General features: G+C 70.4%; 26 protein-coding genes. 10 read left to right on the top strand and 16 right to left on the bottom strand.

Annotated elements, in window-relative coordinates:
• Positions 1–114: 114 nt before the first annotated feature.
• From ACQEVJ_RS09345 to ACQEVJ_RS09335, 3 genes are all read left to right on the top strand, one after another.
• A complete protein-coding gene (locus tag ACQEVJ_RS09345; protein ID WP_433099216.1) occupies positions 115–429 on the top strand; it encodes a hypothetical protein in 315 nt (104 codons plus the stop codon).
• Positions 430–524: 95 nt separating this feature from the next.
• On the top strand, positions 525–1,160 hold the full coding sequence (locus ACQEVJ_RS09340) for a GNAT family N-acetyltransferase (protein WP_433099214.1): 636 nt from the start codon (positions 525–527) through the stop codon (positions 1,158–1,160).
• Positions 1,161–1,282: 122 nt separating this feature from the next.
• Positions 1,283–2,515 carry an FAD-dependent oxidoreductase gene (locus tag ACQEVJ_RS09335; RefSeq protein ID WP_433099212.1) on the top strand — a complete coding sequence of 411 codons (1,233 nt, stop codon included), beginning with the start codon at positions 1,283–1,285 and terminating at the stop codon, positions 2,513–2,515.
• Positions 2,516–2,540: 25 nt separating this feature from the next.
• Here the strand turns inward: ACQEVJ_RS09335 and ACQEVJ_RS09330 are convergent, their stop codons facing one another.
• The 4 genes from ACQEVJ_RS09330 to ACQEVJ_RS09315 form a co-directional block, all read right to left on the bottom strand.
• Complete coding sequence (locus ACQEVJ_RS09330) at positions 2,541–2,819, bottom strand: MerR family DNA-binding transcriptional regulator (RefSeq protein ID WP_433099210.1); 279 nt, start codon at positions 2,817–2,819, stop codon at positions 2,541–2,543.
• A 59-nt stretch (positions 2,820–2,878) separates the two neighbouring features.
• Entirely contained in the window at positions 2,879–3,370 is a 492-nt protein-coding gene (locus ACQEVJ_RS09325; protein ID WP_433099208.1) for a VOC family protein, read from the bottom strand.
• 142 nt (positions 3,371–3,512) lie between these two features.
• The gene (locus ACQEVJ_RS09320; protein ID WP_433099206.1) at positions 3,513–4,076 is read right to left on the bottom strand and encodes a hypothetical protein; all 564 of its coding nucleotides are present in this window, start codon (positions 4,074–4,076) and stop codon (positions 3,513–3,515) included.
• Between the two features lie 488 nt (positions 4,077–4,564).
• Positions 4,565–5,479 (bottom strand): DNA-3-methyladenine glycosylase family protein, encoded by a 915-nt coding sequence (locus tag ACQEVJ_RS09315; protein WP_433099204.1) that lies wholly within the window; start codon positions 5,477–5,479, stop codon positions 4,565–4,567.
• Between the two features lie 324 nt (positions 5,480–5,803).
• Between ACQEVJ_RS09315 and ACQEVJ_RS09310 the strand changes: the two genes are divergently transcribed.
• The gene (locus ACQEVJ_RS09310; RefSeq protein WP_433099202.1) at positions 5,804–7,216 is read left to right on the top strand and encodes a condensation domain-containing protein; all 1,413 of its coding nucleotides are present in this window, start codon (positions 5,804–5,806) and stop codon (positions 7,214–7,216) included.
• On the opposite strand, the gene ACQEVJ_RS09305 is transcribed toward ACQEVJ_RS09310, so the two are convergent.
• Complete coding sequence (locus tag ACQEVJ_RS09305; RefSeq protein ID WP_433099200.1) at positions 7,176–7,808, bottom strand: LysE family translocator; 633 nt, start codon at positions 7,806–7,808, stop codon at positions 7,176–7,178. The genes ACQEVJ_RS09310 and ACQEVJ_RS09305 overlap by 41 nt on opposite strands.
• A gap of 461 nt (positions 7,809–8,269) precedes the next feature.
• On the opposite strand from ACQEVJ_RS09305, the gene ACQEVJ_RS09300 reads away from it, so the two are divergent.
• Positions 8,270–8,467 carry a hypothetical protein gene (locus ACQEVJ_RS09300; protein WP_433099198.1) on the top strand — a complete coding sequence of 66 codons (198 nt, stop codon included), beginning with the start codon at positions 8,270–8,272 and terminating at the stop codon, positions 8,465–8,467.
• Between the two features lie 7 nt (positions 8,468–8,474).
• Here ACQEVJ_RS09300 and ACQEVJ_RS09295 read toward each other — a convergent pair whose 3' ends face one another.
• The 9 genes from ACQEVJ_RS09295 to ACQEVJ_RS09255 form a co-directional block, all read right to left on the bottom strand.
• Positions 8,475–9,329: a sulfotransferase family protein gene (locus ACQEVJ_RS09295; protein WP_433099196.1), complete on the bottom strand. Its 855-nt coding sequence runs from the start codon at positions 9,327–9,329 to the stop codon at positions 8,475–8,477.
• Between the two features lie 110 nt (positions 9,330–9,439).
• On the bottom strand, positions 9,440–9,961 hold the full coding sequence (locus tag ACQEVJ_RS09290; RefSeq protein ID WP_433099194.1) for a hypothetical protein: 522 nt from the start codon (positions 9,959–9,961) through the stop codon (positions 9,440–9,442).
• A gap of 111 nt (positions 9,962–10,072) precedes the next feature.
• On the bottom strand, positions 10,073–10,879 hold the full coding sequence (locus ACQEVJ_RS09285; RefSeq protein WP_433099192.1) for an IclR family transcriptional regulator: 807 nt from the start codon (positions 10,877–10,879) through the stop codon (positions 10,073–10,075).
• Positions 10,880–11,044: 165 nt separating this feature from the next.
• On the bottom strand, positions 11,045–12,376 hold the full coding sequence (locus tag ACQEVJ_RS09280) for a family 2B encapsulin nanocompartment shell protein (protein ID WP_433099191.1): 1,332 nt from the start codon (positions 12,374–12,376) through the stop codon (positions 11,045–11,047).
• Positions 12,373–14,649: a terpene synthase family protein gene (locus ACQEVJ_RS09275; RefSeq protein ID WP_433099189.1), complete on the bottom strand. Its 2,277-nt coding sequence runs from the start codon at positions 14,647–14,649 to the stop codon at positions 12,373–12,375. Before ACQEVJ_RS09275 ends, ACQEVJ_RS09280 begins: the two co-directional genes overlap by 4 nt.
• Positions 14,649–16,022: a family 2B encapsulin nanocompartment shell protein gene (locus tag ACQEVJ_RS09270; protein ID WP_433112619.1), complete on the bottom strand. Its 1,374-nt coding sequence runs from the start codon at positions 16,020–16,022 to the stop codon at positions 14,649–14,651. Before ACQEVJ_RS09270 ends, ACQEVJ_RS09275 begins: the two co-directional genes overlap by 1 nt.
• Before the next feature lie 264 nt (positions 16,023–16,286).
• Positions 16,287–17,402, bottom strand: a complete 1,116-nt coding sequence (locus tag ACQEVJ_RS09265) for a polyprenyl synthetase family protein (protein WP_433099187.1) — start codon at positions 17,400–17,402, stop codon at positions 16,287–16,289.
• A 177-nt stretch (positions 17,403–17,579) separates the two neighbouring features.
• Positions 17,580–18,434: an ABC transporter permease gene (locus ACQEVJ_RS09260; RefSeq protein WP_433099185.1), complete on the bottom strand. Its 855-nt coding sequence runs from the start codon at positions 18,432–18,434 to the stop codon at positions 17,580–17,582.
• Positions 18,434–19,417 carry an ATP-binding cassette domain-containing protein gene (locus tag ACQEVJ_RS09255; RefSeq protein ID WP_433099183.1) on the bottom strand — a complete coding sequence of 328 codons (984 nt, stop codon included), beginning with the start codon at positions 19,415–19,417 and terminating at the stop codon, positions 18,434–18,436. Before ACQEVJ_RS09255 ends, ACQEVJ_RS09260 begins: the two co-directional genes overlap by 1 nt.
• Positions 19,418–19,489: 72 nt before the next feature.
• On the opposite strand from ACQEVJ_RS09255, the gene ACQEVJ_RS09250 reads away from it, so the two are divergent.
• Complete coding sequence (locus ACQEVJ_RS09250) at positions 19,490–20,125, top strand: TetR/AcrR family transcriptional regulator (protein ID WP_433099181.1); 636 nt, start codon at positions 19,490–19,492, stop codon at positions 20,123–20,125.
• A gap of 3 nt (positions 20,126–20,128) precedes the next feature.
• On the opposite strand, the gene ACQEVJ_RS09245 is transcribed toward ACQEVJ_RS09250, so the two are convergent.
• Positions 20,129–21,451 (bottom strand): MFS transporter, encoded by a 1,323-nt coding sequence (locus ACQEVJ_RS09245; protein WP_433099179.1) that lies wholly within the window; start codon positions 21,449–21,451, stop codon positions 20,129–20,131.
• A gap of 177 nt (positions 21,452–21,628) precedes the next feature.
• Here ACQEVJ_RS09245 and ACQEVJ_RS09240 point away from each other — a divergent pair, with 177 nt between their 5' ends.
• The 4 genes from ACQEVJ_RS09240 (at position 21,629) to ACQEVJ_RS09225 (ending at position 25,008) form a co-directional block, all read left to right on the top strand.
• A complete protein-coding gene (locus tag ACQEVJ_RS09240; protein ID WP_433099177.1) occupies positions 21,629–22,141 on the top strand; it encodes a VOC family protein in 513 nt (170 codons plus the stop codon).
• 75 nt (positions 22,142–22,216) lie between these two features.
• Positions 22,217–22,636 (top strand): Zn-ribbon domain-containing OB-fold protein, encoded by a 420-nt coding sequence (locus ACQEVJ_RS09235; protein ID WP_433099175.1) that lies wholly within the window; start codon positions 22,217–22,219, stop codon positions 22,634–22,636.
• Positions 22,633–23,760: a thiolase C-terminal domain-containing protein gene (locus ACQEVJ_RS09230; RefSeq protein WP_433099173.1), complete on the top strand. Its 1,128-nt coding sequence runs from the start codon at positions 22,633–22,635 to the stop codon at positions 23,758–23,760. Before ACQEVJ_RS09235 ends, ACQEVJ_RS09230 begins: the two co-directional genes overlap by 4 nt.
• Before the next feature lie 237 nt (positions 23,761–23,997).
• The gene (locus ACQEVJ_RS09225) at positions 23,998–25,008 is read left to right on the top strand and encodes a hypothetical protein (protein WP_433099171.1); all 1,011 of its coding nucleotides are present in this window, start codon (positions 23,998–24,000) and stop codon (positions 25,006–25,008) included.
• Here the strand turns inward: ACQEVJ_RS09225 and ACQEVJ_RS09220 are convergent.
• Entirely contained in the window at positions 24,920–25,114 is a 195-nt protein-coding gene (locus ACQEVJ_RS09220; protein ID WP_433099169.1) for a MerR family DNA-binding transcriptional regulator, read from the bottom strand. The genes ACQEVJ_RS09225 and ACQEVJ_RS09220 overlap by 89 nt on opposite strands.
• Between the last annotated feature and the right edge of the window lie 38 nt (positions 25,115–25,152).

The raw sequence follows: 25,152 nt of genomic DNA, 5'->3' as shown, positions 1-25,152 counted from the left end.
GCGACGGAAGCCGGCAGGAGCACGAGAAAGAGCGTGGCGATGACCCGGAACAGGACTGATGCGCGTGCCCGGCGTGAAGGAGGAACACGGGGTGGCCTCTGGGGTCCCGTTCTGGTGAACCTGGGGCTCGGTGTGCCCGCGATCGTGCCGCTTTATCTGGCGTGGTGGCTGCTGACCGAGTACATGCCGATGGACTGCAAGAGCCCGGAAGACGTCGTCAAGCCGGATCTCACCAACTGCAACTACACGACTCTCGATCACGCGAGCATCGTCATGTTTCTCCTGGCTGCGACCGGTGTCTTCATGTTGGCATTGGTGGTGGTGATCGATGTGATGTTCCCGCTCGAGAGCGGACGGAGGCCGGCGGCATGGCTCGGCGCGGCTGTGCTCATCCCCGTCCCGTTCGCGCTGTGCCTGGCGCTCGCCTGACGACTGGCACTTGCTCCACCCACGCACGATGTCACCGCGCGGTTCTCGACGAAGCTGCTTGTCAGCCGCGGCAGCGTCTTGGACACTCTGGGGCCATGCCCGATCACTGGCCCCTGTTCAAGCTGCGCTTGAGCACGCCCCGGCTGGAACTGCGCCTGCCCACGCTGGAGGACCTCGACCAACTGGCCGACCGAGCGGTTGAGGGCATCCACGACCCCGACGTCATGCCCTTCATCCCGCCATGGACCGATGTCCCGAGCGACGAGCTCCCCAGGAACGTCGTCCTGTCCAACCTCGGCGAGATCGCCCGATGGCGGCCCGAACGCTGGTGCTGCAATTTCGCCGTCATCCATGACGGGCAGGCCATCGGTGTCCAGGACTTGTCCGCGACCGACTTCGCCGTCACCCGGGAGGTGCACACCGGCTCCTGGCTCGGCCGTCTCTACCAGGGACGCGGCCTTGGCACCGAGATGCGCGCCGCCGTCCTCCACCTGGCCTTCACCGGTCTTGGCGCTCTCTCAGCCATCTCCGCCGCATTCGAGCACAACGGCTCCTCACTGGCCGTCTCCCGCAAGCTCGGATACCGACCCGATGGCCTGTCGGTCCACAACGTGCGCGGCAGGCGGACCGTCGCCCGACGCCTGCGGTTGGACCATGCCGCGTTCACCAGCCCGATCCCCGTCGACATCCACGGTCTGGAGCCCTGCCTGCCTCATTTCGGCCTGCGCTGAGGACCTGGCCGGGCAGGAGTACGTCACCGCATCGTCCGACGGGGCTTCTGCAACCACGGCTCACGCAGGATGGAAGAGACGCGGATTCCAGATCTCGCGCCGCTTGACAGGAGTGTGTGCCGATGCCGGAAGCACCACAGGTCGTCATCATCGGAGGAGGCCTGGGCGGGCTGTGCGCGGCCCACGGCCTGCGCATGGCCGGGATCGGCGTGACGGTCCACGAGCGCGATCCCTCCCCCGGCCACCGGCCGCAGGGTTACCGCCTCCACCTGGACTCGCGGGGCGCGGGCGCGCTGCGCCAGTGCCTGCCGCCCCGCCTGTACGAGCTGTTCACCGCCACGGCCGGGCTGCCGAGCAGGCGGGTCACCGTCGTCGACGAACGCCTGCGGGAACTGCACAGCGTCACGTTCGACGGCGTGTCGGCGGGGACCGACCCTTCGACGTTCAGCGCCCCGGTCGACCGGATGGTGCTGCGCCAGGTTCTCCTGGCCGGGCTGGACGGCGTGGTCAGATATGGCGCCGAGTTCACGCGCTACGAGCACGAGGGCGAGCGTGTGCGTGCCTGGTTCGCCGATGGCGGCAGCGTCACGGGTGACGTGCTGGTGGGCGCCGACGGCATCGGTTCACGGGTACGCGGGCAGCTACTGCCGCACGCGCGGATCAAGGATCTGGGCACCAGGTGTGTCTACGGCAGGACCGTGCTCGACGAGCAGGTGGCCGGTCTGCTCCCTTCCCGGCTTCACGAGGGCTTCATGTCGGTACGCTCGGGCCGGGCCAGCCTGGCGCTCGGTCTGGTACGGCTGCGCGAGGATCCGGTGGAGGCGGCCGCCAGGCTCTGGCCGGGGATGCGTCCGCACTGGCCGGGCGACTACGTGATGTGGGCGCTGACGGTGGACGCGCGCGAGCTGCCGGGCACCGACACCGAGCTGCCGGCCGACGGCGGCGCCGGGCTGCATGAGTTCGTGAAGCGGCGCATCGCGACCTGGCACCCCGACCTGGTGGCCCTGGTGGCCGCCGCCGAGGTGGACCAGACGTTCTGCGTAGCGATCAGGAGCTCCGTCCCCGTCGGGCCCTGGAGACCTTCCAACGTCACCGTGCTGGGCGACGCCGTTCATGCGATGAGCCCGGCCCAGGGCTCGGGGGCCAACTGCGCGTTGCTTGACGCGGCCGTACTGTGCCGCGCCCTGTCCGGCGCCGTCACCGCGGGTCTGCCGCTCTCCGGCGCGATCGGCGACTACGAACGGCGGATGACCGACTACGGCTTCGCCGCGGTGCGCGCGTCGGAGCGGGCAGCGATGGCGAGGAGCGGCCCTCTGGCCAGGATGTTCGCCCGGCTCGGGCGGTTGCTCCGCTAGGCCGTTTCCCCGATGACGCCCGGGGCTACTGCCAGGTCGCGGACTCCGGGTCGACTCCGTGGCCCGCGGCGTTCGCGCAGATCGTGTCGCGCAGCCATACGGCCAGGCCAGGAACGACCGCGTCGTAGTGGCCGGCGTATCCGGCCCAGGTGCGCCCGCTCGGGCGTACGAGGTCGATCGCGTCCCAGTGGTGCAGCGTCTTCACGCTGACCCCGACGAGCGCGGCCGCCCGGCCGACGGTGAGGCCGTCGGAACCGGCCGGTCCGGTGGCGGCCGGTTCCCATGCGTGGGCGTCGCTCGTCACCGGCCCAGTATCACCGACCTCACCGAAGGCCCAAGGGCTGAGGCGGGCGTACGGGGTGCTCACTCGGTTGGGATCTCGATGCCTATCGCCCGCAGGTCGTCCGCCCGCGTACTGCGCGGATCGAGCGGCTGAGCGGCCGTCATCACCACCCGGGCGTTCTCCGGCGTGACGACCGTCAGCTCGATGGAGTTCCACGGCATCTCCCTCGGGCCGCTGGTGCATCCCGGCACGAGTTCCTCGCAGCGGGCGGCGATCTGGTCGAGCTGGCTGAGGACGCAGGCGAAGCTGACGCTCATCGCCGGAACCTCGCCCACGTTTTCCGCGGGCACGAGCAGGACGTCCTGGAAGGCCCAGCGCCGCAGGTGGGTCAGCCGATCCGGTGCGGAGAACAGGTCGATGAACCCGAGCCCGCGGATCCAGAAGTCCTTCGACGCCGCGAGGTCGCGGGTCGGGATGGTGACGAACATCGGCATGCCGTAGTAATCCCGGTAGATCTCGGGGGCGGTCGCGTCGAGCGCGGGCATGGGAACAGGACTGACGTACTCGCTCATGCCCTGATCGTCGAGCCTCCTGTTGCGTCAGGGTCAAGGCCGACGGCGGACAGCCATGCCCGGGACGCGACCGCCGCACAGGCGGAAAAGAGGGGGCGCGTTCCCGCTTCTCAGGAGCGCGCCCCCAGTCATGGCGTCGATATCAGGCGACGTTCACCGTGGCCGAGCTCTGCTGCGTGGCCGACGTGCCGGCGAAGGCGGCCTTCCACGTGCCCGTCCCGCCGTTGTTCACCTTCACGCTGTACTGCCCGCGCGACTCCGTACGCGTCGAGGTGACGTAGGTGTAGCGGGCCGAGCCGGTCTTGCGGAAGTAGACGGCGATGGTCTGGGCGGCCAGGCCCGACCGGCCGGAGGTCAGCGAGCCCGAGAGCGTCAACTGCTTGGCACGCCGGTCGTACCGGGACCGCTTCGCCGTCTCCTCCCCCGCCGAGGCGGTGATGGTCAGCGAGGTGGCCGCGGCGGGCCGGGAGTCCTTCTTGCCGTCATTCCGCTTGGGGTCCTGCTTCGGGTCCTGCTTGGGAGTCTGCTTCGTGTCCTGCTTGGGGGTCTGCTTGGGGGTCTGCTTGGGGGTCTGCTTGGGGGTCGTGGTGGCCACGGGTCGCGGAGCGCCCGGCTCACCGGTCGCCGCGAAGGCCGACGCCGTCGGGACGAGCACGCAGGCACCGACGGTGGCGGTCAGCAGTCCGGCGGTCACTTTTGCACGCATTACTTCCTCCTCGGGAAAACCACCGGCGCGGGATTCAATGGACAGAGAGGGTGCCCGCACCGGATTTCGCCTTCACCGAAGAACGTATCGGCCCTTTTCGCGGCCGAGACGATCCTTAAATATCCGCACGACCACGGCGGCCCGCTTACGCGATTCTTATGACACCAGCTCAGGGCAGGCGCACGGACGGCGATCGGCCCAATGCGGCAGAAGCCGCCCGGACGATAAAGTCTCATCCGATGTTCAGCCCGCATGAGAATCCTATGAGACGACGCCCCGGCCCGTTCATCGTCTTCTCAGACGCCGCGAGACGACCTCGTCGACTTCGGCTGTTTCCATCCCGCGGCGCTCGGCGGCATATCGCGCGACATCGACCAGATGTTGATCGACCTCACCGACGAGGGCCCGCCAGCATGGACGGACGACGCTCTGCACACGCGTGCCGGTTGGGAAGCGGTCCGAAGCACGGGGTCGAGAAGCATGGGGGTCTAGCGGCCTCGCGCGGGTCGGCTCGGGGGCCGGTCGTCGTCCACGGCGCCGTAGCCGGACGCCCGGAACAGGAAGGAGGCCCAGGAGCGGTAGGGCCGCCACGCCTCGGCCGCCTTCCGGTACACGGCAGGCGGAGCGTCATCCGGCAGACCGTACGCCTCGCGCAGGATCGCGAACAGGCGTGGTTCGTCGCCCGGGAACGCGTCCGGCGCGCCCGCGCCGCGGATCAGGATCAGACCGGCGGAGAACGGCCCCACGCCGGGCAGGGCACGGAGCTCGGCCAGCGCCTCCTGGGGGTCCAGCGCGCGCAGGTGCTCGGTGGTGAGCACGCCGTCGAGCGCCGCCTGGGCCAGCCCGCGCAGCCACTCCTCCTTCTGCGCGGGCAGGCCGAGGCCGCCGGCCTGCAGCAGCGTCATGGGCGGAGGGAAGGCGGCGTACGTCTCCCCGTCCACGACGACCTTCGCGCCGTATCGCTCCGCGATGCGCTCTTTGAGCCGGGCGGCGATGAGCATCGACGAACGCTGCACGATCACGGCCCAGCAGGCCGCTTCCCAGGGGCTCCAGAAGCACAGCGGACGCAGGCCGGGACTCTTCTGCTGCAGGTCGCCGAGCACCGGGTCGGCCTCGCCGACCTCGGCGAAGCCGGAGCCGTCCACGTCGAGGGACAGGATGCGCGCCACCTCGGCCCGGATCCGGGGCCCGGCGGCCCGCGTCGTGGCGACGGCGACCCCGTCCGGTGCGGCGGTCACGGTCACGCCGATCGGCAGCCAGTCGGACTCCGCGCAGTAGGCAAAGCGCAGCGCCCGCCCGTCGGAGGGCAGCCCGCTGGTGGCCGGCCACTCCTCGACGAAGCGCAACGTGGCGCCGAAGTCGAACGGACCTTCTGCCGTGAGCGTGAAACCGTGCCTGGTCATAGGCGACATCGTACGAGGCCGGACAGACAAACGATCTTCCCGGCCGGCCTGGCCGTGCCCCCGCCGGGCATACCGGACACGAGGTGGCGCCGAGTCCCGGAAGGTCCCTCGCGAAAGTTTTCGGAAATAGACCTGTGATTTTCACTGTCACCTTCCGCCCCTGTTGCCTATTCTTCCGTTGCACGGAGACCTCCGGAGTGACCAAAACCGGACCAACTGGCACTTCCGTGCCAATCATGGAGTGGGCATCGTGTCGAAACTTTTCGGTGACGGCGTGGAGATCGACCTCGGCGACGAGCCTGCCTTTCGAGGGACGACGGGCTCGTGGTGACGGTGCGGTTCAGCGGCGCGCGGGACGGCCAGGCGCCGCTGACCTGGGGACAGCGGCTGATATGGCGGGCGGTCCACCTGATGGGCGACAGCCAGACGTTCCTGAGCTGCCCGTGGGTGCTCCCGGTGTACGGCAGGCGTGACCTCGGCAGCGTCCTTGACGCGCTGCGCGTGCTGCTCGAACGCCACGAGAGCCTGCGTACGACCTTCGCCCTCACGCCGGAAGGGCCGGTGCAGCGGGTCGGACGCGGCGGCGAGCTGACCGTGGACCTGGTGGATGCGGGACAGGACCGGGCGCTGCGCGTCGCCGAGCGGCTCGCGGGCGAGCTGGGCCGGACGGCCTTCGCGCACGACAGGGACCTGCCGCTGCGCTGCGCCGTCGTCGTCAAGAACGGCCGCCCGATGGCGCTGGCGTGCGCCTTCTCCCATCTGGCGGTGGACTTCCAGGCGCTGAACACGCTGTCGCAGGAGTGGAAGGCCCTGCTGCGCGGCGAGGAACTGCCGCCCGCCGAATGGCAGCCGATGGAGCAGGTGGCCGCGGAGCGCGAGGAGCCGTACCTCGTCCGCTCGGCCAAGTCCGTCCGATACTGGCACTCCGTGCTGGCGGAGGGGCCGCTGGACGTGTTCGACCATCCACCGCGCGAGGCGGAGGACCCGCGGTTCATCGAGGTCGGCATGGAGTCGGTGGCGCTCGCCGCCGCGGCGCAACGGCTGGCCGAGCGCTGGACGATGAGCACGACCAGCGTGCTGCTCGCCGCCTGCGCCACCGTGCTGGCCACGGTGAGCGGTCGCCCGCGTGCGGTCATGCAGCTCGTGCACAGCAACCGCCGCGACGCGCGCACCCGCACGATGGTCGGCACCGTGGAACAGGACGGCCTGTTCGTGCTCGACCTGCCCGCCACCGACTTCGCCGCCGCCTGCCGGGCCGCGCAGCGCGGGGCGCTCACGGCGTACCGCAACGCGCACTACGACCCGTTCGAGATGCAGGCCATGCGGGAGGAGATCGGCCGCCGCCGCGGCCGGGAACCGGACCTCGACGCGTTCTTCAACGACAGGCGGACCATCGGCACCTGGCCGGGCCTGCCTCCCATCGGCCCCGACGAGGACGTGGCCCGCCTCACCGAGAAGACCAGGACGTACGTCACGAACGCCTGGCCGGGTGTCCGGTTCAAGGCGTTCTTCACGGTCGTCTCGGCCCCCGACACCGGGTGGCTCAGCCTCATCGTGGACACCGCCTACCTGCCCTCGGACACCGCCGAGGCGATGCTGCGCGGCGTCGAGGCCCTGCTGGTCCGCGCCCTCACCGAGGACGTCCCGATGACCGCCGTCCCCGAGGTGTGCGGGATCGGCCCCTACGACGGACGGCTCAGGACTGCTGGACCGCCAGGCGCAGACCGAACCCGATGACGATGAGGCCGGTGAGCCGGTCCAGGGCTCGCTTGACCGACGGCCTGCGCAGCCAACCGCGCATCATCCCGGTGAAGCCGATGAGCACGGCGCTCCACACCAGCGCCTCGCAGACGTGGACGCCCGCCAGCAGTACGCCCATCACCGCGTGCGGCACGCCTTGGGGCATGAACTGCGGCAGCACCGCGACGTAGAAAGCGCCCACCTTCGGGTTGAGCAGGTTGGTCAGCAGGCCCCGCCGGAACGCCCGTCCCCATCCGGTCTCCGGCGGGCCGGGCGGCGCCGCGTCGTCCACCTGGCTCGTGCGGCTGTGCCAGAGCATCCTGCCGCCCATCCAGATCAGGTATGCGACACCCGCCCACCGCAGCACCTCGTACGCCACGTGGGAGGCGGTGAGGAGAGCGGACAGGCCGGCGGCCGTGAGCAGGCCCCACAGCAGGGTGCCGACCTGGATGCCGAGCACCACGGCCCAGGCCGACCTCCTGCCGGCGAGCAGCGACGTGCGCAGGATCAGCGCCGTGTCCAGACCGGGTGTAAGCGTGAGCAGCGCCACGATGACGGCGAACGAGGCGATCGCACCATAGACGTCCACGAACGGTCACCGTAGCCCACATCCACGCTCAATCGACGCCCAACCCGGCTTGCCCCTTTCCGCATCGGCACCCACCCGATCACCCGATTCACCCGATCGCGACGCAGACCGCGTCCAGCCCACCGGATGACCACATGCCCGTGCTTCGCCGGGAAAGGCCGGGGCGACCGAGTGTTCCTGGCGGGATTCGAACCCGCACCGACGTAGCCAGGTGAGGAAAACGCGCTTCCCTGCCGGGGGCTGAGGTTCCCCAACCCCTACGGTTACCCGCACGGGCCCGGTCCCGGTGCATCCGCAACCCTCTGGCATGACGCCCTTACGTTTTCGGCCGCTCTATCCGGTTGAGCTACCGGAACAACGACACGCAATCGCACCGCCATCATCGGTGTGACGTGACTCCGGCCGCACCAGGGTTTCGCGGATAACGGGAGATATAGAAATCGCGACATAGCATCGAAGGCATGGACGAACCACTGCCGGTCACGCTTCCGAACGGCCGCAATCTGAAATGCGACACGTGTGAGAACGAGCTGTTCGAGCAGCGCCGGTGGAAACTCCAGACCACGGGCATGACGTTCATGAATCTCGACTGGGCCAACCGCGACGCCACCTGCTTCGTGTGCAGCAGTTGCCGTCGCATTCACTGGTTCCACTGGTGATCAGAGGTCAGAGGTAGCGCCAGGCGGTTGCGATCTCTCGCAGTGCCTCGGGCACCTCATCGGGGACGGGCAGCGGACGGCCGGGCTGGACCCGCCCGCTCCGGATCTTGTCGCGCCAGTCGCCGATGCCCTTCACGAAGTCGCCGTGGTCCTTGTCGCCATACCGGACCATCCCGGGCTCGTACTCCACGCCCAGCCAGGCGCAGATCCGCCGCAGCTCGCCTTCCGTGTCGTCCACGAGCCGCTCGTACCGGATGTCGATCCCTTCGTGCCGGCGCCTGGCCTCCTCCAGGTAGCGCATGTACTGCAGCGTGTGCCGTACGGCCTCGTCCATGGGCCGCTCCTGCGGATCGGCCTCGTGCCAGGACCGGGCGATCGACGCGGGATGGCGCAGGAGGAAGACGAATCGGGCATCCGGCCAGCACGTCGTGATGCGGCGGTAGGCGAACACGTTGCTGGGCGTCTTGTCCACGATGACCTCCTTGCCGCTCCTGACCAGCTCCCGGTGCAGCAGGCGGTCCCACAGGATGTGCTCGATGTCGCTCGCACGGTGGCCGGCCGCCGCCATGGCCTGCCGTACGGGATCGGTGGTGAGGGTCACGGCGATCCGCCGGACGTGCAGTTCGTGCGGCGCGTGGATCCTGCTGTGGCTGTTCAGCAGGACGCGCAGGAGCGTGGAGCCGGACCTGACCGGTGAGAGCACGAAAACGGGCGCGCGCAGCAGGCGGTCGGCGGCGGGATCGGCGGGCGGGCGCGGCTCGTCTCGCGGCTCCTGAGCCGGTGTGGCCCGTGGCCTGGCTCGTGTGATGACGTATCCGGTCATCCCTTCGACGGCGGCGTTGACCCTGCTCTTCCATGCCATGGCCGCGACCGTAGGGAGGCGTGGTGGCCTCGTGGTTAACGGAGGCTGGGGATTTCCGAAGTCGAGACCGCCGGGCGCCTTCGGGCCTGCGGGCCCGGTCGGAGCGACGGTCAGGTCGGCGACAGGACCAGGACCGCGTGGTCGGGCGCCACGCTCGCGAGCCGGAAGCGGACGTCGCCGATCTTGCCGGGCCGTCCCATGGCCAGCGTCAGCCCGCCCTCCGTCCGGCAGCTGCCGTTGACGCAGTTCTGACTGACGTCGGTGTTCATGCCCTCGACGCGGAAGGCGCCCGCGCCCGCTTCGAAACGCAGCCGCAACTCGCCCCGGTCGAGTGAGGCGATCGTGATCGCGTCGAGGCCCGTCTTCCGGTCGAGCCGCAGCCGGTCCCCCGGGCGGACCGCCACCTCACAGTGGGCGTCCCGGCACGCGTCCGGATGGCCCGCGGCCGAGACGACCGACGGGGTGGGCGAGGGCGATGCGGGGACCGCGGTGGACGCCGGGCCGCCCGTGGCCACGGAGCGCGGCCGCATCTCCGGTTCCGGCGCCCCGCACGCCGTGAGCAGCACGGTCACCGGGACGGCGACGAGGCCGGCCCGGCCGATCAAGCGGGACGCGTACGGTCCTGGACGCATGACTCTCCCTGAGAGCACGACGGGCACCGGTGGCCGGAGCGGCCCAGGCCCCGGCGCTCGACTCGGTCGAGCCTTCCCCGAACCCGGCGGCCCCAACCCGGAGAACGGGGATCACAGGAGGAGGGCGCCGGTGATCTGGTGGGCGGTTCTGCGTACCGCCACGCCCAGGCGCGGCAGCCCCGCCGCCCCCACCGCTCCCATCGGGGCCGCGACCGCGACGGCCATGCACACCCCGCCGTTCGGGCCGAAGACGGGCGCGGCGGCGCAGCACACCCCTTCGGCGAACTCCTCCCGCGCGTACCCCACGCCCTCACCGCGGATGGCCGCGAGTTCGCGTTCCAGCGCGCCCGGCGCGGTCACCGTACGGCCGGTCATCCGCCGCAGGGCCGGGGCGGCGAGGAACGCGGCGCGCAGACCGGCGTCGTAGGCGAGCAACACCTTGCCCGTGGCCGTGCAGTGCAGCGGCGCCCGGTCCACGCCGTCCGACGGCGACTTGACCCGGTTGTGCCCGTACAACCGCTCGACGTACGCGACCTCGAACCCGTCCGGCACAGCCAGGTTGACCGTCTGCCGAGTGGCCTCGTACAGCTGGAGCAGGTGCGGCAGGACCGCCCTGCGGGTGCCGGGGAGGCGACGGCCCTGCACCGCCCAGCCGCGCGGCGCCACGAGGTCGGCGAGGCGTCCGCCGACCGTGTAGTCACCGCCCGTACGCGTGACCAGGCCCCGCCGCTGCAGGGTCCCGAGCAGGCGGTGGGTGGTGGTCTTGGAGAACCCGGTGGACCGGTGCACCTGGGTGAGGTTCATCGGCCTCATGCCTACGGCCAGGCACAGGAGGATCTCTATCCCACGTTCCAAGCTGCCCAGGGCGGAGGCCGCCTCCGCCCGGCGGGCACGATCCAACGGTACGAACAACCCCACCCCGCGACGCTCGTGAACCAGATTCTGACCGGCCAGCGGTCACCTTAGCCGCACGGCGCCGCGCATGAGGGGCGAACGCGGGGGCAAGTATGCGTCTCCACTGACCCGGGAAAACCGCAGCCGGCCGGGGTGCTCCCTGAGCACCCCGGCCGGCTGCACGTGGGGTCAGTTCACCTCGACGCTCTCCAGTACGCCGAGGGCGTCGGGGACCAGGACGGCCGCCGAATAGTAGGTGGTCACCAGGTAGGAGATGATCGCCTTGTCGTCGACGTCCATGAAGCGCACCGACAGGCCGGGCTCGTACTCGTCCACCAGCCCCGTGCGGCGCAGGCCGACGACGCCCTGTTTCTCGGCCCCGGTGCGCATCACCACGATCGAGCTGAGCCCGCCCTCGGTGATCGGGATCTTGTCGCAGGGCAGTATCGGCACCCCCCGCCAGGCCATGACCGTCGCCCCGTTCACCTCGGTGACGTCCGGATAGACCTTGCGCCGGGTGCACTGCCGCCCGAAGGCGGCGATGGCCCGGGGATGGGCGAGGAAGTAGTGCGAGCTGCGCCGGCGGGCCAGCAGCTCGTCGAGGTCGTCGGGGGTGGGCGGGCCCGAGCGGGTGTGGACGCGCTGCTTGAGATCGGCGTTGTGCAGCAACCCGAAGTCGCGGTTGTTGACCAGCTCGTGCTCCTGACGCTCCCGCAACGCCTCGATCGTCAGCCGCAACTGCTGCTCGGTCTGGTTCATCGGCTCGTTGTACAGATCCGCCACCCGCGTATGCACCCGCAAAATCGTCTGCGCCACACTCAGCTCGTACTCACGCGGCCCCAGCTCGTAGTCCACGAACGTCCCCGGCAGCGTCGCCTCACCCTCATGCCCCGCCGCCAGCGCGATCTCCGCCTCGCCATACCGGTTCACCGGCCGTGCCGCGGGAGGACGGGCGAGATGCTCGCGCAGGCCGCCGGCGAGCGCGGTCAGATTGTCCAGCGCCGACCGGTCGAGGACGAGGACGATGCAGGAGGTGAGGGCCTTGGCGCGCGCCGCCCCCGGGCCGGTGAGGTCGCCCAGATGATCTCCGTCGGCCAGGACCTGGAGCAGGGCCTCACCGCCGTACGCGCCGGCGCCGACGCGTGCGATCTTGCCGTGCGCGACGAGCACCACCTGTCCCGGCGGCACCGGCTCGTCCGGGCGCAGGTCGTGCTGGACGAACCGGTCCGCCAGCGCCCCGAGGGTGTGCAGGTCCCCGTAGTCGCGCAGGGACGGCAGTTCGCACAGCTCGGCCGGGATGACCCGCACCCGGGCCCCGGTCGAGACGAAGCTCACCCGCCCGTCCCCCACCGTGCAGGTGAGCCGGCGGTTGACCCGATAGGCGCCGCCCTGGACCTCCGTCCACGGGAGCACCCGCAGCAGGTGCCGGGGAGTGATCTCCCGCATCTGCGGCGGCGTCTTGGTGGTCGTCGCCAGGTTCCGCGCGGCGGCCGTGCTCAGGGTCAGGCGCGTCGCGGTCATGGCGCCCCCACCGGCAGCGAGTGAGCCGGCGCCGCGAGATCAGACGGCGCGAGAGCGGGCGCCGTCACGGACGACGCCGTGGGCGCCGGCGACCCGTGAGCCGGCGGCGCGCTGTGTGCTGGCGGCGCCAGGGAGAGGATGCGCGCGGTGGCCGTGCCGAGCCCCGTCGGACCCTGGGACCACCGGGCCGCAGGACCCGCGCGCAACTCCTCCTCGAAGTAGCGCCGCGACCGCTGATGCCAGCGCAGGATCGCGGCCATCCAGTTGCGCAGGTCGGACACGTATCCCTCCACCGACTCCCGTACGACCTCCCCCGCCTCGATGCGGTCGAGCAGGGCGGGCAGGTCGACGGTGGTGATGTGCTCGAACTGCCTCATCCTGCTGGTCATGAGCGCGTCCACCACGGTCACTGCCTCGTCGGGCGCGCAGTCGAGGAAGGTGCCCAGCACCACGACGGCGTTGTGCAGCTCGCCCTCGAACTGGGTCTCCTTCTGGTAGGAGAACAGGTCGTTCAGCAGGCACGCGTAGTCCTGCGCGGCGTCGGTCATGCCGAGGAACTCGCGGGTCCGGTGGATCTCGGTGGGGATGACCCGGCCCGGCGCCAGCCTGGCCAGGCTCATCGTCATCTGCGAGCCGAACGTCCTGCGCCGCATCTCGATGTAGTCGACCGGGTCGGGCACGCGGTGCTGGGCCTGGTTGGCCAGCTCCCACACCCAGCTGTCGATCATCTCTTCGACGGTGATGCGGAAGGCCCGGCGGGAGCCCTCCGGCAGCGGCCCGGCGGTGCGCGGCCACAGGTCGGCCAGCCCGCGTTCCAGCCCCGTCACCGGGGTCAGGCGCGGGACGAGGTCCAGGGGCATGAACTCCTTGAGCCGCCGGTTGCAGAGCTTCGCGCCGACCAGGTCGCGCGCCGGACCATAGACCCGGGGATAGTAGTCGTCGCCGTACGTCCCCCAGGCCAGCCAGTTGGTGGCCAGGATCAGCTCGTCGGCCGGGGCGTCCGGGTTGATGCCGGACGCGCACAGGGCGAGGTCGAAGCCGACGAGTTGCGGTTCGTTCCACACGGCGGTCGCCGGGATGCCGGGGACCCCGTCGAAGAAGCCCATGGCGGCGCACCATTCGACGTCCGCCGCTCGCGCCGCGTCCACGTGCGGATTGTCGCGCACCTCGAACGGCATGTACGGCTGCGGCAGCCGCACCGCGGCCTCGGAGAAGGGCCGGTAGGTGTGGTTGCGCAGGCCGCCCGCGCCCGTGAGGTGGGCGCGGGAGACGTTCATCCCCAGGAGTCCGGCGTCCCCGGCGGACTTGGTGTAGCGGCTGGAGGCGGTGTGCCAGGCGTGTCCGCCCGCCTGCCAGTCCTGCAGCCCCTTCACGTAGCTCAGGACCAGCGCCCGCTCGGGCGGCAGGACCCCTTCGTCGGTGAAGAGCGCCGGAAGCTCGGTCAGCGCGGTGTGCTCGAACTGGTGCAGCCGGGAGGTGAGCAGGTCGTTGGTGATCTCCACGGCCCGCTCGGTGTCGCAGCCGAAGAAACGCTCGCACACCAGGACGCAGTTGGACAGCTCGCCCTCCTGCAACACCTCCCGCTCGTAGGAGAACAGGTCGTTGCGCAGGTGCACGGCGTCGGCGAACGACTCCGTCAGCACCCGGATCGGCCGGGAATCCGCCAGCCGGGCCGGCAGCTCCGCCCCGGCCGCGTGCTCCACCAGCGCGGCCGACCACGGGGCGCCGCCGACCTTCCTGCGTTCCTCGATGTACTCGATCGGGTTGGAGACGGCCTCCCGCTCGATGTGGAACAACTCCCACATCGACTCCTGCAGGAGGTCGCGGGTGACCCGGACGAACCGGCGGCGCCACGCCTCGGACATGGCGGGCACGGTCCGGGGCCACAGGTCGGCCAGGCCCCGCTCCACCGGGTTGGACGGCTCGGGCGGGTCGTCCGTCATGAACGCGTCGAGCCGGTCCAGGTAGTCCTGGGCGCCGTCCAGGTCCCTGCTGCGTTTGAAGGTCTCCAGGAAGTGGTCGTCGAAGTAGAAGACCCACACGTACCAGTCCGTGACCAGGTCCAGTTCGGGGGCGGAGCAGTCGGGATGGGTGTAGGCGCACATCAGGCCGTAGTCCATCGCGTCGAGCGACTCCTCGGTCCAGATGTCCGGATCGTCGAGCATGCCCATGTCCGCCGCCCACCCCCGCGTGTGTGCCCGGGCGGTCTCCACATGCGGATTCAGCCGGGGCGGATAAGGGAGGTAGAAGTCCGGCAGCCGGTAGGAGGACATCACAGGACCTCGACGCTCTCCAGGATGCCGAGGGCGTCGGGGACCAGGACGGCCGCCGAATAGTAGGTGGTCACCAGGTAGGAGAGGATCGCCTTGTCGTCGATGCTCATGAAGCGCACCGACAGGCCGGGCTCGTACTCGTCCACCAGGCCGGTGCGGCGCAGGCCGACGACGCCCTGGTCCTTCTCCCCCAGGCGCATGACCATGATCGAGCTGATGCCCTTGTCGTTCACCGGGATCTTGTTGCACGGCAGCATCGGCACCCCGCGCCAGGCCGGCGCCTTCTGGCCGTTGAACTCCACGGTCTGCGGGTAGATGCCCCGGGCATTGCACTGCCGGGCGAAGGCCGCGATCGCCTTGGGGTGGGCGAACATGACGCTCGGGTTCTTCCAGACCGTGGTGAGCAGCTCGTCGAGGTCGTCCGGGGTGGGCGGGCCCGAGCGGGTGTGGACGCGCTGCTTGAGATCGGCGTTGTGCAGCAACCCGAAGTCGCGGTTGTTGACCAGCTCGTGCTCCTGACGCTCCCGCAACGCCTCGATCGTCAGCCGCAACTGCTGCTCGGTCTGGTTCATCGGCTCGTTGTACAGATCCGCCACCCGCGTATGCACCCGCAAAATCGTCTGCGCCACACTCAGCTCGTACTCACGCGGCCCCAGCTCGTAGTCCACGAACGTCCCCGGCAGCGTCGCCTCACCCTCATGCCCCGCCGCCAGCGCGATCTCCGCCTCGCCATGCCGGTTCACCGGCCGGTCCGGGTCCTCCCGGTAGGCCTGCACGTGCTCACGCAGGCTGTCCGACAGGGTGAGCAGCCGTTCGAACTCCTCCCTGCCGAGGGCGAGCACGGTGCACGACGTCACGGCCTTGGCCGTCCACTCCCACCGCGCGTCCGCGTTCACCAGCATCTGCTCGCCGACGTACTCGCCGTCGGCCAGCACCCCGAGCCGCGTCTCGTTGCCGTACGCCCCCTCGCCGAGCCTGTCGACCTTGCCGTGGGCGAGGAGCACGACCTCGTCCATCGGAGTGCCGGCCCGCGCGATGACCTGGCCGGCCTCGTACTCCCGCTGGGTGAACAGGTCGGCCATGGCGGCGAGCACGTCGGCGTCGCCGAAGCCGCGCAGGGCGGGAAGCTCGCACAACTCTGCGGAGATGACCCGCACGTCCGCCCCGGTCGAGACGAACGTCACCCTCCCGTCGGCCATCTGGTAGGTCAGCCGCCGGTTGACCCGGTAGGCGCCGCCCACCGCCTCGACCCAGGGCAGCACGCGCAGCAGATGACGGGAGGTGATCTCCTGCATCTGCGGCTGGGTCTTGGTCGTCGTGGCCAGGTTGCGCGCGGCCCTGGTGCTGAGGCTCAACCGGTTGTCGGTCGGCATGGTGTTTTCGGTCACAGCACATCACCCCATCTGTGATCGGCACGGCGGCCGGTTGTTCGGTGACTGGTCACGCTCGTTGCCGAGCGGCGGAGAGGAGGAAGAAAGATCAGGGTCGTACCGGCCCGGACAGGGCCGCGCCGCGTTCACCGCATGCGCCAGGTGCGCCGGGGGTGGCGGGGAGTGCCCGTACGGCCGCACGCGGAGCCGGCCGGAGTGTTCCGGCGGCGGGAGTCGTGCGAGAGACGGGCGTAGCGATCGAGCGCCTCACCGCACGCGGCGGGTGAGCCGCTCGGTGAGCACCGTGAGCGCCCGCGCCGCCTCCGGGGCGATCGCGCAGTCGCGCAGCGCGTCGAGCGCCTGCCCGGCCCGCAGGGCGATGAGGTCCTCGACCGCGCCGAGGGCGCCGGTGTCCACGATGATCCGCCGGAGCTCGGCCGCCCGCCGTTCGTCCAGGTCGGGAGCGCCGTGCCAGGTCCGCAGCCGGTCGCGTTCGGGTCCTCGCGCCCGCGCGTACGCGTACGCCATGAGCACGGTCCGCTTTCCCTCACGCAGGTCGTCGAGGACCGGCTTGCCGGTGACGGCGGGGTCGCCGAAGACGCCGAGGACGTCGTCGCGCAGCTGGAACGCCTCTCCGAGCGGCAGGCCGAACCGGGAGTACGCCTCCAGCAGGGCGGGCGGGGCCCCGGCGAGCGCCCCGCCGATCTGCAGCGGGCGCTCCACGGTGTATCGGGCCGTCTTGTAGCGAATCACCGTCAGCGCCTGTTCGACGTCCGCGTCCGCGCGGGCGTGCGCCAGGATGTCGAGGTACTGCCCGGTGACGACCTCCGTGCGCATCCGGTTGAACAGCTCGCGCGCCGCGCGTCCCCGCACGTCGCCGGCGGCGGCGGCGTCCGCGAGCAGTTCGTCCGCCCACGCCTGCGCGAGCACGCCGAGCAGGATGGCGGCGGACTGGCCGAAGGTCTCCGCGCCCCTCCACCGCGGGGTCCCGGCGAGCCCTCTGTGGATGGTCGGACGCCCGCGGCGCAGCTCGCTGCCGTCCATGACGTCGTCGTGGATCAGCAGACCGGCGTGATAGAGCTCCAGCGCCGCGCCGGTGATGACGGCCCGGTCCTCGTGCCGCTCCTCGCCGCCGGCGCCCCGCCAGCCCCAGTAGCACAGCAGCGGCCGGATGCGCTTGCCGCCCTCGACGACGAACTCGCGCAGCAGCCGGTAGCCCTCGGCGACATCCGGATCGCCGACGGGAGGACGCCGCGCGTCGAGGAAGCCGGCCAGCAGCTCGTCGACCCGTCCCCGGACGGCGCTCGTGACGGCGGCGATGCCGCCGGTGTCGTCGACGCCGGTGATCCCCTTGATGGACGTGTCCACGGTGTCCGCGGTCATGCTCGGCCTCCTCGCTCGGCGAGCCGGTATCCCCTGCGGAAAGTTACTTAATGAACACGCAAAGTAGAACCGTCCGTTCCGATAGTCGGAACTTCTCGCCGAGCCGCGCAGGAGCCACGCAGCTCAGTCGGCTTTGCCGAACTGCGCTGTCTAGTCGGCTTTGCCGAACTGCGCTGCTTAGTCGGCTTTGCCGAACTGTGCGATCGCGGTGGCGAGCAGGGCGAGCCCGAGGACCGCGAGGACGGCCACCTCGACGGGGATGGGGACATGCCACCCGCCCCATGTCAGCCCCGGCGCGAGCCGGGCGCGTACGGCCGGAGCCAGGTCCAGATGGGCGAAGACCAGCCGCCTGATGGGGTCCACGGCGTACGAGAGCGGGTCGATCCGGTTGAGCACGGTCAGCCACGCGGGCAGGTTCGACGCGGGGAACATCGCGCCCGACATGAAGTACAGCGGCATGATCAGCAGCTGGTTGAGCGCCATGAACGACTGCATCTGCCTGACCCGCACGGACATCGCGACCCCGAAAGCCGTGATGGTGAAGGCCAGCAGCACCTGGATGCCGAAAACGCCGAGCATCAGGCCCGGCGCGTACGGCACGCCGACAGGGCCCGCGATGCAGATGACGACGAGGCCCTGGAAGGCCGCGACGGTGGCCCCGCCCAGGCACTTGCCGAGGACGATGGCCCCGCGGGACACCGGCGCGACCAGCATCTCCCGCAGGAAGCCGAACTCCCGGTCCCAGACGATCGAGGCGGCCGAGGACATGGCGGTGAACAGGACGGCCATGGCGAGGATGCCCGGGTAGAGGAAGGTTCGCAGGCCGAGCCCGCCGGTGCCGCCCGAGGTGAGCTGCGACAGACCGGTGCCGAGGACGAACAGGAACAGGAACGGCTGCACGAGAGAGGTGAGGATGCGCAGCGGGCCGTTGAAGAACCGGATGATCTCGCGCTGCCAGACCACCTTGACGGCGCGCAGCTCGCTCATCGCACTGCGCCCGGGCACCCGGACCGCCGTGACGGGCAACGTCATCACCGGCCTCCCCGGGCCGCGGCGAGCGCGGCCGGACCGCGTGCGCCGCCGGTCGCCTCCGCGTCGCGGATCGACCGGCCGGTGTACGACATGAACACGTCGTCGAGGCTGGGCCGGGCCACGCTGACCGACCGGATCGGCAGCCCCGACCGGGAGAACAGCTCCGGCACGAACCGCTCCCCCTCGTCCACGTGGAAGACGACCACGTCCCCGGACGCGACGGCCCGGATGCCGAACCGCTCGTCCAGAGCGGCGACGGCCGCCGCGCCGTCGTCGGTCTCGATCTGGACGCGGTCCTTACCGACACCGGCCTTCAGCGCGGCGGGGGTGTCGAGCGCGATGATCCGGCCGCCGTCCATGATGGCGATGCGGTCGCAGTACTCGGCCTCGTCCATGTAGTGGGTGGTCAGGAAGACCGTGATGTCCTCGGCCTCCTTGAGCTCCCGGATGTAGGACCAGATGGAGCTCCTGGTCTGCGGGTCCAGGCCCACGGTGGGCTCGTCGAGGAACAGCACCCTCGGCGAGTGCAGCAGGCCGCGGGCGATCTCCAGTCTTCGTCTCATCCCGCCCGAGAACGTGGCGACCTTGGCTCCGCGCCTGTCCCACAGCCCCACCATCTCGAGCACTCCCCGCAGCCGTGGACCGACGTCCGCGCGGGGCACGCCGTACAGCTCGGCGTGGAAACGCAGGTTGCGCTCGGCCGTCAGATAGCCGTCCAGCGTCGGGTCCTGGAACACCAGCCCGATCGAGCGCCGCACGCTGTCGCGTTCGCGCACCACGTCGTATCCGCCCACGCGCGCCTCGCCGGCCGTGGGAGTGGTCAGGGTGCAGAGCATGCTGATCGTCGTGGACTTCCCGGCGCCGTTCGGGCCGAGGAAGCCGAAGATCTCCCCTCTGCGCACGGTCAGGTCGATGCCGCGTACGGCCTCGACGTCGCCGTAATGCTTGGCCAGGCCGATGGTTTCCACCGCCGGATGTGTCATCCCGCCTCCCATTCATTACACTTGGTGTAACAGTACACCAGGTGTAACCAAGGAGGCCGATACGCTGTGCCCATGAGTGCGGGCGGACTGCGGGAGCTGAAGAAGAACCGGACCCGGCAGCTCATCGCCGACACCGCGAACGCGCTCTTCCGAGCCCGGGGGTTCGACGAGGTCACCGTCGACGAGATCGCGGCGGCCGCGCAGGTGTCGAAGAAGACGGTGTTCAACCACTTCCCGACCAAGGAGGACCTGGTCTTCTACCGGGCAGAGAACCGGGAGGCCATGTCGCTGGCGGCGGTCACCGAGCGCCCGGCCGGGGTCTCCATCCTCGACTCCTTCCGCGCGCTGTGCCTGGCGCAGACCCGGTTCGTCCCGGGCATGCGGCGCGACCTCGTCCATCCGCGCAGCTTCTTCGACCTCGTCAGCGGCAACCCGTCCCTGGAGCGGAAGATGCACGAGGTCAACGAGCGGATCACCCGGGTCCTCGCCGACGCGCTGGCGGCCGAGGCGGGCGCCGAGCCCGGCGACCCGCTGCCCCGCATCGTCGCCTCGACGCTGGTCGGCGCGCAGCGGGCGCTCTACCGGCGGCTGCGTCAGCGAGTCCGGGAGGGCGGGCCCGACGAGGAGATCGAGCGCGCCCACCACGCGGACGTCGAACGGGTCTTCGACCTGCTCGGCAAGGGCCTGGGCGGCTACCCGCCGGCCTGACTTCTATTCGGCCACCGCGACCCTGGCCTCCTGGCCGTCCACGGTCTCGGTGCGCTCGCGCCGCCAGGGGCCGTGGAACAGGAAGACGGCGGGCCCGAACAGCGCCAGGCACACCAGGGAGACCACCAGCCAGGTCTGCCAGCTCGTGGCCTCGACCACGTGCGGGATGACCAGCAGGCCGACCACGGCGATCGCCTTGGTGAGGAAGCCGAACAGGCCCCAGGCCGTGCCCTGCAGCCGGGGGTCGACGTCCTCGGCGTCCTCGGAGTAGTTGGCCATCCACGGCCCGTACGCCACGCCGAGCGAGCCGCCGAGCAGCGCACCGACGATCATGAGCATGCCGCTGGAGACCTCCTGGCCGCCGAGGAGCGAGGCCAGGTACGCGGTGACGAGCACGGCCGCCACGGTGCCGCCCAGCGTGAACGGCTTGCGCAGCTGGGTGCGGTCCGAGAGGCGGCCGGAGACGATCAGGGTGATCAGGTTGAGGCTCCAGAAGCACGCCATGATCGTGGACGCCTCGGCCGCCGTGATGCCGAGCGCGCCGACCAGCATGGTCTGGCCGAAGAGCGTGAGCGTGATGTAGAGCACCAGCCACAGCGAGATGCCGACCACGTGGGCCCAGATGTTGCGCCGGACGAACAGCGAGGTGACCCTGGCCGGCCTGGTCAGGTCGACGACGCTGCTGGCCTGACGCTCGCTGTGCTGGATCTGCGCGCGCAGCTCGGGCGACAGGTCGGCGATGTTGAGGGCGATGACGATGGAGATGACCAGCGAGAAGCAGCCCATGATGACGAACTGCGACCGCCAGGAGTCATCGAAGATCGGCAGCGTCCAGCCCGCGACGGCGGCGGCGAGGAAGTTGGCCCCCACCGGACCCCACGTCCAGAAGCCGAACGCCTGGGCCCGGCCGAGACGCGGCGAGAAGTCGCGGACCAGCGGCGCCGTGCTCGCCATCGCCACCCCGTCGACGAAGGCCAGCACGATCCTGGCGATCAGCAGGTCCCTTGAGCTGTGGACGAGCGTCATGGCGAAGCAGCACAGGGCGGTCAGCAGCATCAGCGGAACCAGCAGGCGCACCCTGCCGAGCCGGTCGGTGAGCCTGCCGCCGATCGCCGACGCGACGGCCCCCGCGACCGCCGCCGCCCCGGACACCGCGCCGTACGTCGCGAGGGACATGTCGAGGTCCTTGAGGAGCAGCGGGACCACGGGGGCGATCTGCGCCTCATAGGAGCCGATGAGGACGGCCAGCACGGCCATCGTGAGGATCTTCATGCGACGGGCACCTGTGGGGTACTCGTCGAGCTCGCGTACGTAGGACAGGCCCATTGACACGCCTTTCTCGTCAGCCCCCGTCCCAGCGATGAGTTCTAGAAGCCAGCTCTAGAATTCATTTCCACGAATGCTGCGCCCTCTCACGTCCAGAGTCAAGGGGCGGTGAGCATGTGCTTCCTCGACATCGGATGACTAGAATGAGATTCTAGGATTTCGATCGAAGGAGGACGGGTGGACATCGCCGAGGAACTGGCCGGACTGGACGCGGCCTTCGACCACACGGCCGTCGCCGCGCCGCGCATCAGGGACCTGCTGCCGATCTACCGCGACCTGCTGGGAGGCGTCTACCTCGGCGGGGGCGACAACATGGTGAACGGCTACCGGACGCTCCAGCTCAGGTACGCCAACGGCAGCAAGATCGAGCTGATGGAGCCGCTGGCCGGATCCTCGTTCTTCGACAGCTTCTTCGACCTCACCCGCGGCAGAGGCGGGGTCCACCACCTCAACTTCCACGTCACCGACATCGAGGCGGCCGTGGCCGCGCTGCGCGGGCGCGGCTACCGGCTGTTCGGCCTCAACCTCGCCGAACCCCGCTGGCGCGAGGTCTTCCTCCACCCGAAGGAGGCGCACGGCGTGCTGGTCCAGCTCGCGCAGCCGGGGCCGCGCGGCCCCGAGCCGCTGCCGTCCCTCGATGACCTGCTGGCCGGTCGCGGCCGGCGCGGCAACGGCGTCCCGAGTCCCTGACAACGGACCCTCGCCAACTCTAGATTGGAGTTCTAGAATCCGGCTCTAAGACTTCCTCCGCCTTGTAGGAGAACGATGACCGCATCGCACAAGCCCGTCCCGAAGCCGACGCCGGAGACCCAGCCGTTCTGGGACGGCACGGCGGAGGGGCGGCTGCGGATCCAGCGCTGCCGCGCCTGCTCGCGGCACTACTTCTATCCACGGCCCGCCTGCCCGCACTGCGGCTCGGACGACGTCACGTGGGTGACGGCCGGCGGCAGGGCCACTCTCTACTCGTACGTCATCAGCCATCGCCCGGCTCCCGGCTTCGAGCAGGACGGGCCGTACGCGATCGCGGTCGTGGAGCTGGAGGAGGGCGTGCGGATGATGACGAACATCGTCGGCGTCGAGATCACCCCGGAGAACCTGCCCCTGGACATGGAGCTGCGCGTGGTGTTCGAGCAGCGCGGCGACGTGCACGTCCCTCTCTTCACCCCCGCCGGAGCCGCCGCGTGAACATCGTCATCGCGGGCGCGGCCGAGACCGACGAGCTCGGCAAACTGCCCCACATGTCCACCGCGCAGCTCCACCTCCAGGCCGCGCGCAACGCCCTCGCCGACGCCGGGATGTCCAAGGACGACATCGACGGCGTCGCCACCGTCGGCATGCCCGGCCCGATCCAGATCGCGCACGAGCTCGGGATCACCCCGGCCTGGCTCGACGGCACCGGGGTGGGCGGCTCGTCCTTCCTCTTCCACGTACGGCACGCCGCGGCGGCCATCCGGGCCGGGCTGTGCACCACCGTGCTCATCACGCACGGCGAGTCCGGGCGGTCGCGGGTCGGCGCGCCCCGGCCGGCCCTCGGCCCCGACTCGCTGATCGGCCAGTTCGAGCTGCCGTACGGCGTGCTCGGCCCGCCCACCATGTTCACGCTGACGGCGCTGCGCTACATGAAGGAGACCGGGCTCACGCACGAGCAGCTCGCGGAGGTCGCGGTCGCGCAGCGCCGGTGGGCGCACCTCAACCCCCGGGCCATGTACCAGGACCTGATCACCGTCGAGGACGTGCTCGCCTCCCGGATGGTCGCCTACCCCTTCCACCTGCTGGAGTGCTGCCTCGTCACCGACGGCGGCGGGGCGTTGATCGTGACGACCGAGGAGCGTGCCCGCAGGTCGCCGGTCCATCTGCTCGGCTCCGGCGAGTCCGCAGAGTCGCCGATCATCTCCCAGATGGAGGACTTCACCAGCTCCGCCGCCTTCCGCCGCTCCGGCGAGGCCGCCTTCGCCGAGGCGGGCATCTCCCACGACGACGTGGACCACCTCATGATCTACGACGCCTTCGCGCACGTGCCCATCTACGGGCTGGAGGACCTCGGATTCGTCAAGCGCGGCGAGGCCGGCCCGTTCATCGCGGAGGGCCACACCTCCCCCGGCGGCCGCCTGCCGCTCAACACCAACGGCGGCGGACTCTCCTACACCCACACCGGCATGTACGGGATGTTCGCCATCCAGGAGTCCGTACGGCAGTTGCGCGGCGAGGCCGCCGCCCAGGTGCCCGACGTCGAGGTCGGTGTGGTCCTCGGCAACGGCGGCATGTTCGCCTCCGCCGCCACCCTCGTCCTGTCCAACCACCGCCCCTGACCCGCCCGTGCCCCTCCGGCGCCCCGCAGGAGGCGCCGGACGGCGAGTAAGTTGTTCGGTACAGATAAATGCGTCCAGCCGAACAAATCCGGGGAGCGTCGGTACCTGGACCGCGAGTAGGGTGAGCGTCTTCGTGCCGAGCACGCGCTGCTCGTCGTGGAGATCGTGCCTTTCCGGTTCCCGATGACTTCATCGATTCCGGGGGACATTTCACTGCCCCGCCTCGATCATTGGGAAATGCGACCGGAAATCACCGGGATTGGACGGCTCGCCGCGATCGGTTTGCTGAGCGCCGCCGCGATCGGATGCTCGGGCGGCGGCGTGGACGCACGCGACTCCCCCGCCTCCGGGCCTGGCACACCGACGGCGGCCGCCCGGCCCGAGGTGGTCCCGTCTCTGTCCGGCGGAACCTGGACGGAGACGGCAACGGCCGGAGCCGGCGCCGTGATGCTGAGTGTCGCCGCGACCGGGCGCGGCCAGGCCTGGGCGGTGGGCAGCCCTGGAGAGAGCAGACGGAGCGGCCTGGTCCTGCGCTGGGACGGCCGCGCCTGGCGGCCCCTGCCGCTACCGCCTGGCCTGCGGTATCCACAAGTGGTGTCCGGGACGTCCGCCGGCAACGTGTGGATCTTCGACAAGGGCGCGAACGCATGGCGGTGGGACGGCCGACGGTGGTCGGCCCGGGGACGACCCCCCTGGAAGCTCCCGGTCCTCCTGGAGGGCGCCGTGGTCACCCGGCCCGGGGACGTGTGGGTCGCCGGAGGCCAGGACGACGGCACTTCCGGAGATCCTTCCTGGCGCCCCGCGCTCGCACACTGGTCCCCTTCCGGCTGGTCCACCGTGTCCTCCCCCCGATCCACCTGGCCGGGCATCCACCACCTCGGCGCCACGGCCTCCGGGGACCTGTGGGCGCTCGCCGGTGATGGGGACACGGGATCCACGGTCCTGCACTGGGACGGGCGCCGCTGGACGGACGTGCCCACGCCTTCATGGCCGGAAGACGCAAAGGTCGAGTTCAGGGACCTCGCGACGGAGTCGGAACGGGAGGTCTGGGTGGCCGGTTCGATCCAGTTGCCCGGCTCGCGCCAGGCCGCGCTGCTGATGCACTGGGACGGCGACCGGTGGACCCTGGCGCGCGACCTTCCGGCAGGGGCGATCTCGTTCAACGCCGTGGCATCGGACGGCCGCGGCGGCGTGTGGCTCGGCGCGTCCAACTACTCGTACGACGACGATCGAATCCTGCTGCACTAGGAGGCAGCAGTCCGATCTTGTCGTAATGGCGCAGGGTCCGTTCGGATACGCCGACCATGCGCGCCAGTTGTCCGATCCGCCACACCCTGGCTCCTCTCCCCGGCATGTTGACTTTGTCCCTGCGGCAAGGTCCTACCGTCACCG

Source organism: Microbispora sp. CA-102843, from assembly GCF_050936215.1.
Lineage (GTDB): Bacteria > Actinomycetota > Actinomycetes > Streptosporangiales > Streptosporangiaceae > Microbispora.
The sequence above is the reverse complement of the archived record's forward strand: the minus strand, read 5'-3'. Positions and strand labels throughout refer to the sequence as shown.

What these genes read in the sequence shown, in the direction of transcription:
- ACQEVJ_RS09340 (WP_433099214.1), top strand. Translation starts at nt 525, where the DNA reads ATGCCCGATCACTGGCCCCTGTTCAAGCTGCGCTTGAGCACGCCCCGG.
- ACQEVJ_RS09280 (WP_433099191.1), bottom strand. Translation starts at nt 12,376, where the DNA reads ATGACCGCGACGCGCCTGACCCTGAGCACGGCCGCCGCGCGGAACCTG.
- ACQEVJ_RS09235 (WP_433099175.1), top strand. Translation starts at nt 22,217, where the DNA reads ATGACCGCATCGCACAAGCCCGTCCCGAAGCCGACGCCGGAGACCCAG.
- ACQEVJ_RS09225 (WP_433099171.1), top strand. Translation starts at nt 23,998, where the DNA reads ATGCGACCGGAAATCACCGGGATTGGACGGCTCGCCGCGATCGGTTTG.
- ACQEVJ_RS09245 (WP_433099179.1), bottom strand. Translation starts at nt 21,451, where the DNA reads ATGGGCCTGTCCTACGTACGCGAGCTCGACGAGTACCCCACAGGTGCC.
- ACQEVJ_RS09220 (WP_433099169.1), bottom strand. Translation starts at nt 25,114, where the DNA reads ATGCCGGGGAGAGGAGCCAGGGTGTGGCGGATCGGACAACTGGCGCGC.
- ACQEVJ_RS09270 (WP_433112619.1), bottom strand. Translation starts at nt 16,022, where the DNA reads ATGCCGACCGACAACCGGTTGAGCCTCAGCACCAGGGCCGCGCGCAAC.
- ACQEVJ_RS09260 (WP_433099185.1), bottom strand. Translation starts at nt 18,434, where the DNA reads ATGACGTTGCCCGTCACGGCGGTCCGGGTGCCCGGGCGCAGTGCGATG.
- ACQEVJ_RS09335 (WP_433099212.1), top strand. Translation starts at nt 1,283, where the DNA reads ATGCCGGAAGCACCACAGGTCGTCATCATCGGAGGAGGCCTGGGCGGG.
- ACQEVJ_RS09315 (WP_433099204.1), bottom strand. Translation starts at nt 5,479, where the DNA reads ATGACCAGGCACGGTTTCACGCTCACGGCAGAAGGTCCGTTCGACTTC.
- ACQEVJ_RS09300 (WP_433099198.1), top strand. Translation starts at nt 8,270, where the DNA reads ATGGACGAACCACTGCCGGTCACGCTTCCGAACGGCCGCAATCTGAAA.
- ACQEVJ_RS09255 (WP_433099183.1), bottom strand. Translation starts at nt 19,417, where the DNA reads ATGACACATCCGGCGGTGGAAACCATCGGCCTGGCCAAGCATTACGGC.
- ACQEVJ_RS09295 (WP_433099196.1), bottom strand. Translation starts at nt 9,329, where the DNA reads ATGGCATGGAAGAGCAGGGTCAACGCCGCCGTCGAAGGGATGACCGGA.
- ACQEVJ_RS09265 (WP_433099187.1), bottom strand. Translation starts at nt 17,402, where the DNA reads ATGACCGCGGACACCGTGGACACGTCCATCAAGGGGATCACCGGCGTC.
- ACQEVJ_RS09250 (WP_433099181.1), top strand. Translation starts at nt 19,490, where the DNA reads ATGAGTGCGGGCGGACTGCGGGAGCTGAAGAAGAACCGGACCCGGCAG.
- ACQEVJ_RS09275 (WP_433099189.1), bottom strand. Translation starts at nt 14,649, where the DNA reads ATGTCCTCCTACCGGCTGCCGGACTTCTACCTCCCTTATCCGCCCCGG.
- ACQEVJ_RS09290 (WP_433099194.1), bottom strand. Translation starts at nt 9,961, where the DNA reads ATGCGTCCAGGACCGTACGCGTCCCGCTTGATCGGCCGGGCCGGCCTC.
- ACQEVJ_RS09320 (WP_433099206.1), bottom strand. Translation starts at nt 4,076, where the DNA reads ATGCGTGCAAAAGTGACCGCCGGACTGCTGACCGCCACCGTCGGTGCC.
- ACQEVJ_RS09325 (WP_433099208.1), bottom strand. Translation starts at nt 3,370, where the DNA reads ATGAGCGAGTACGTCAGTCCTGTTCCCATGCCCGCGCTCGACGCGACC.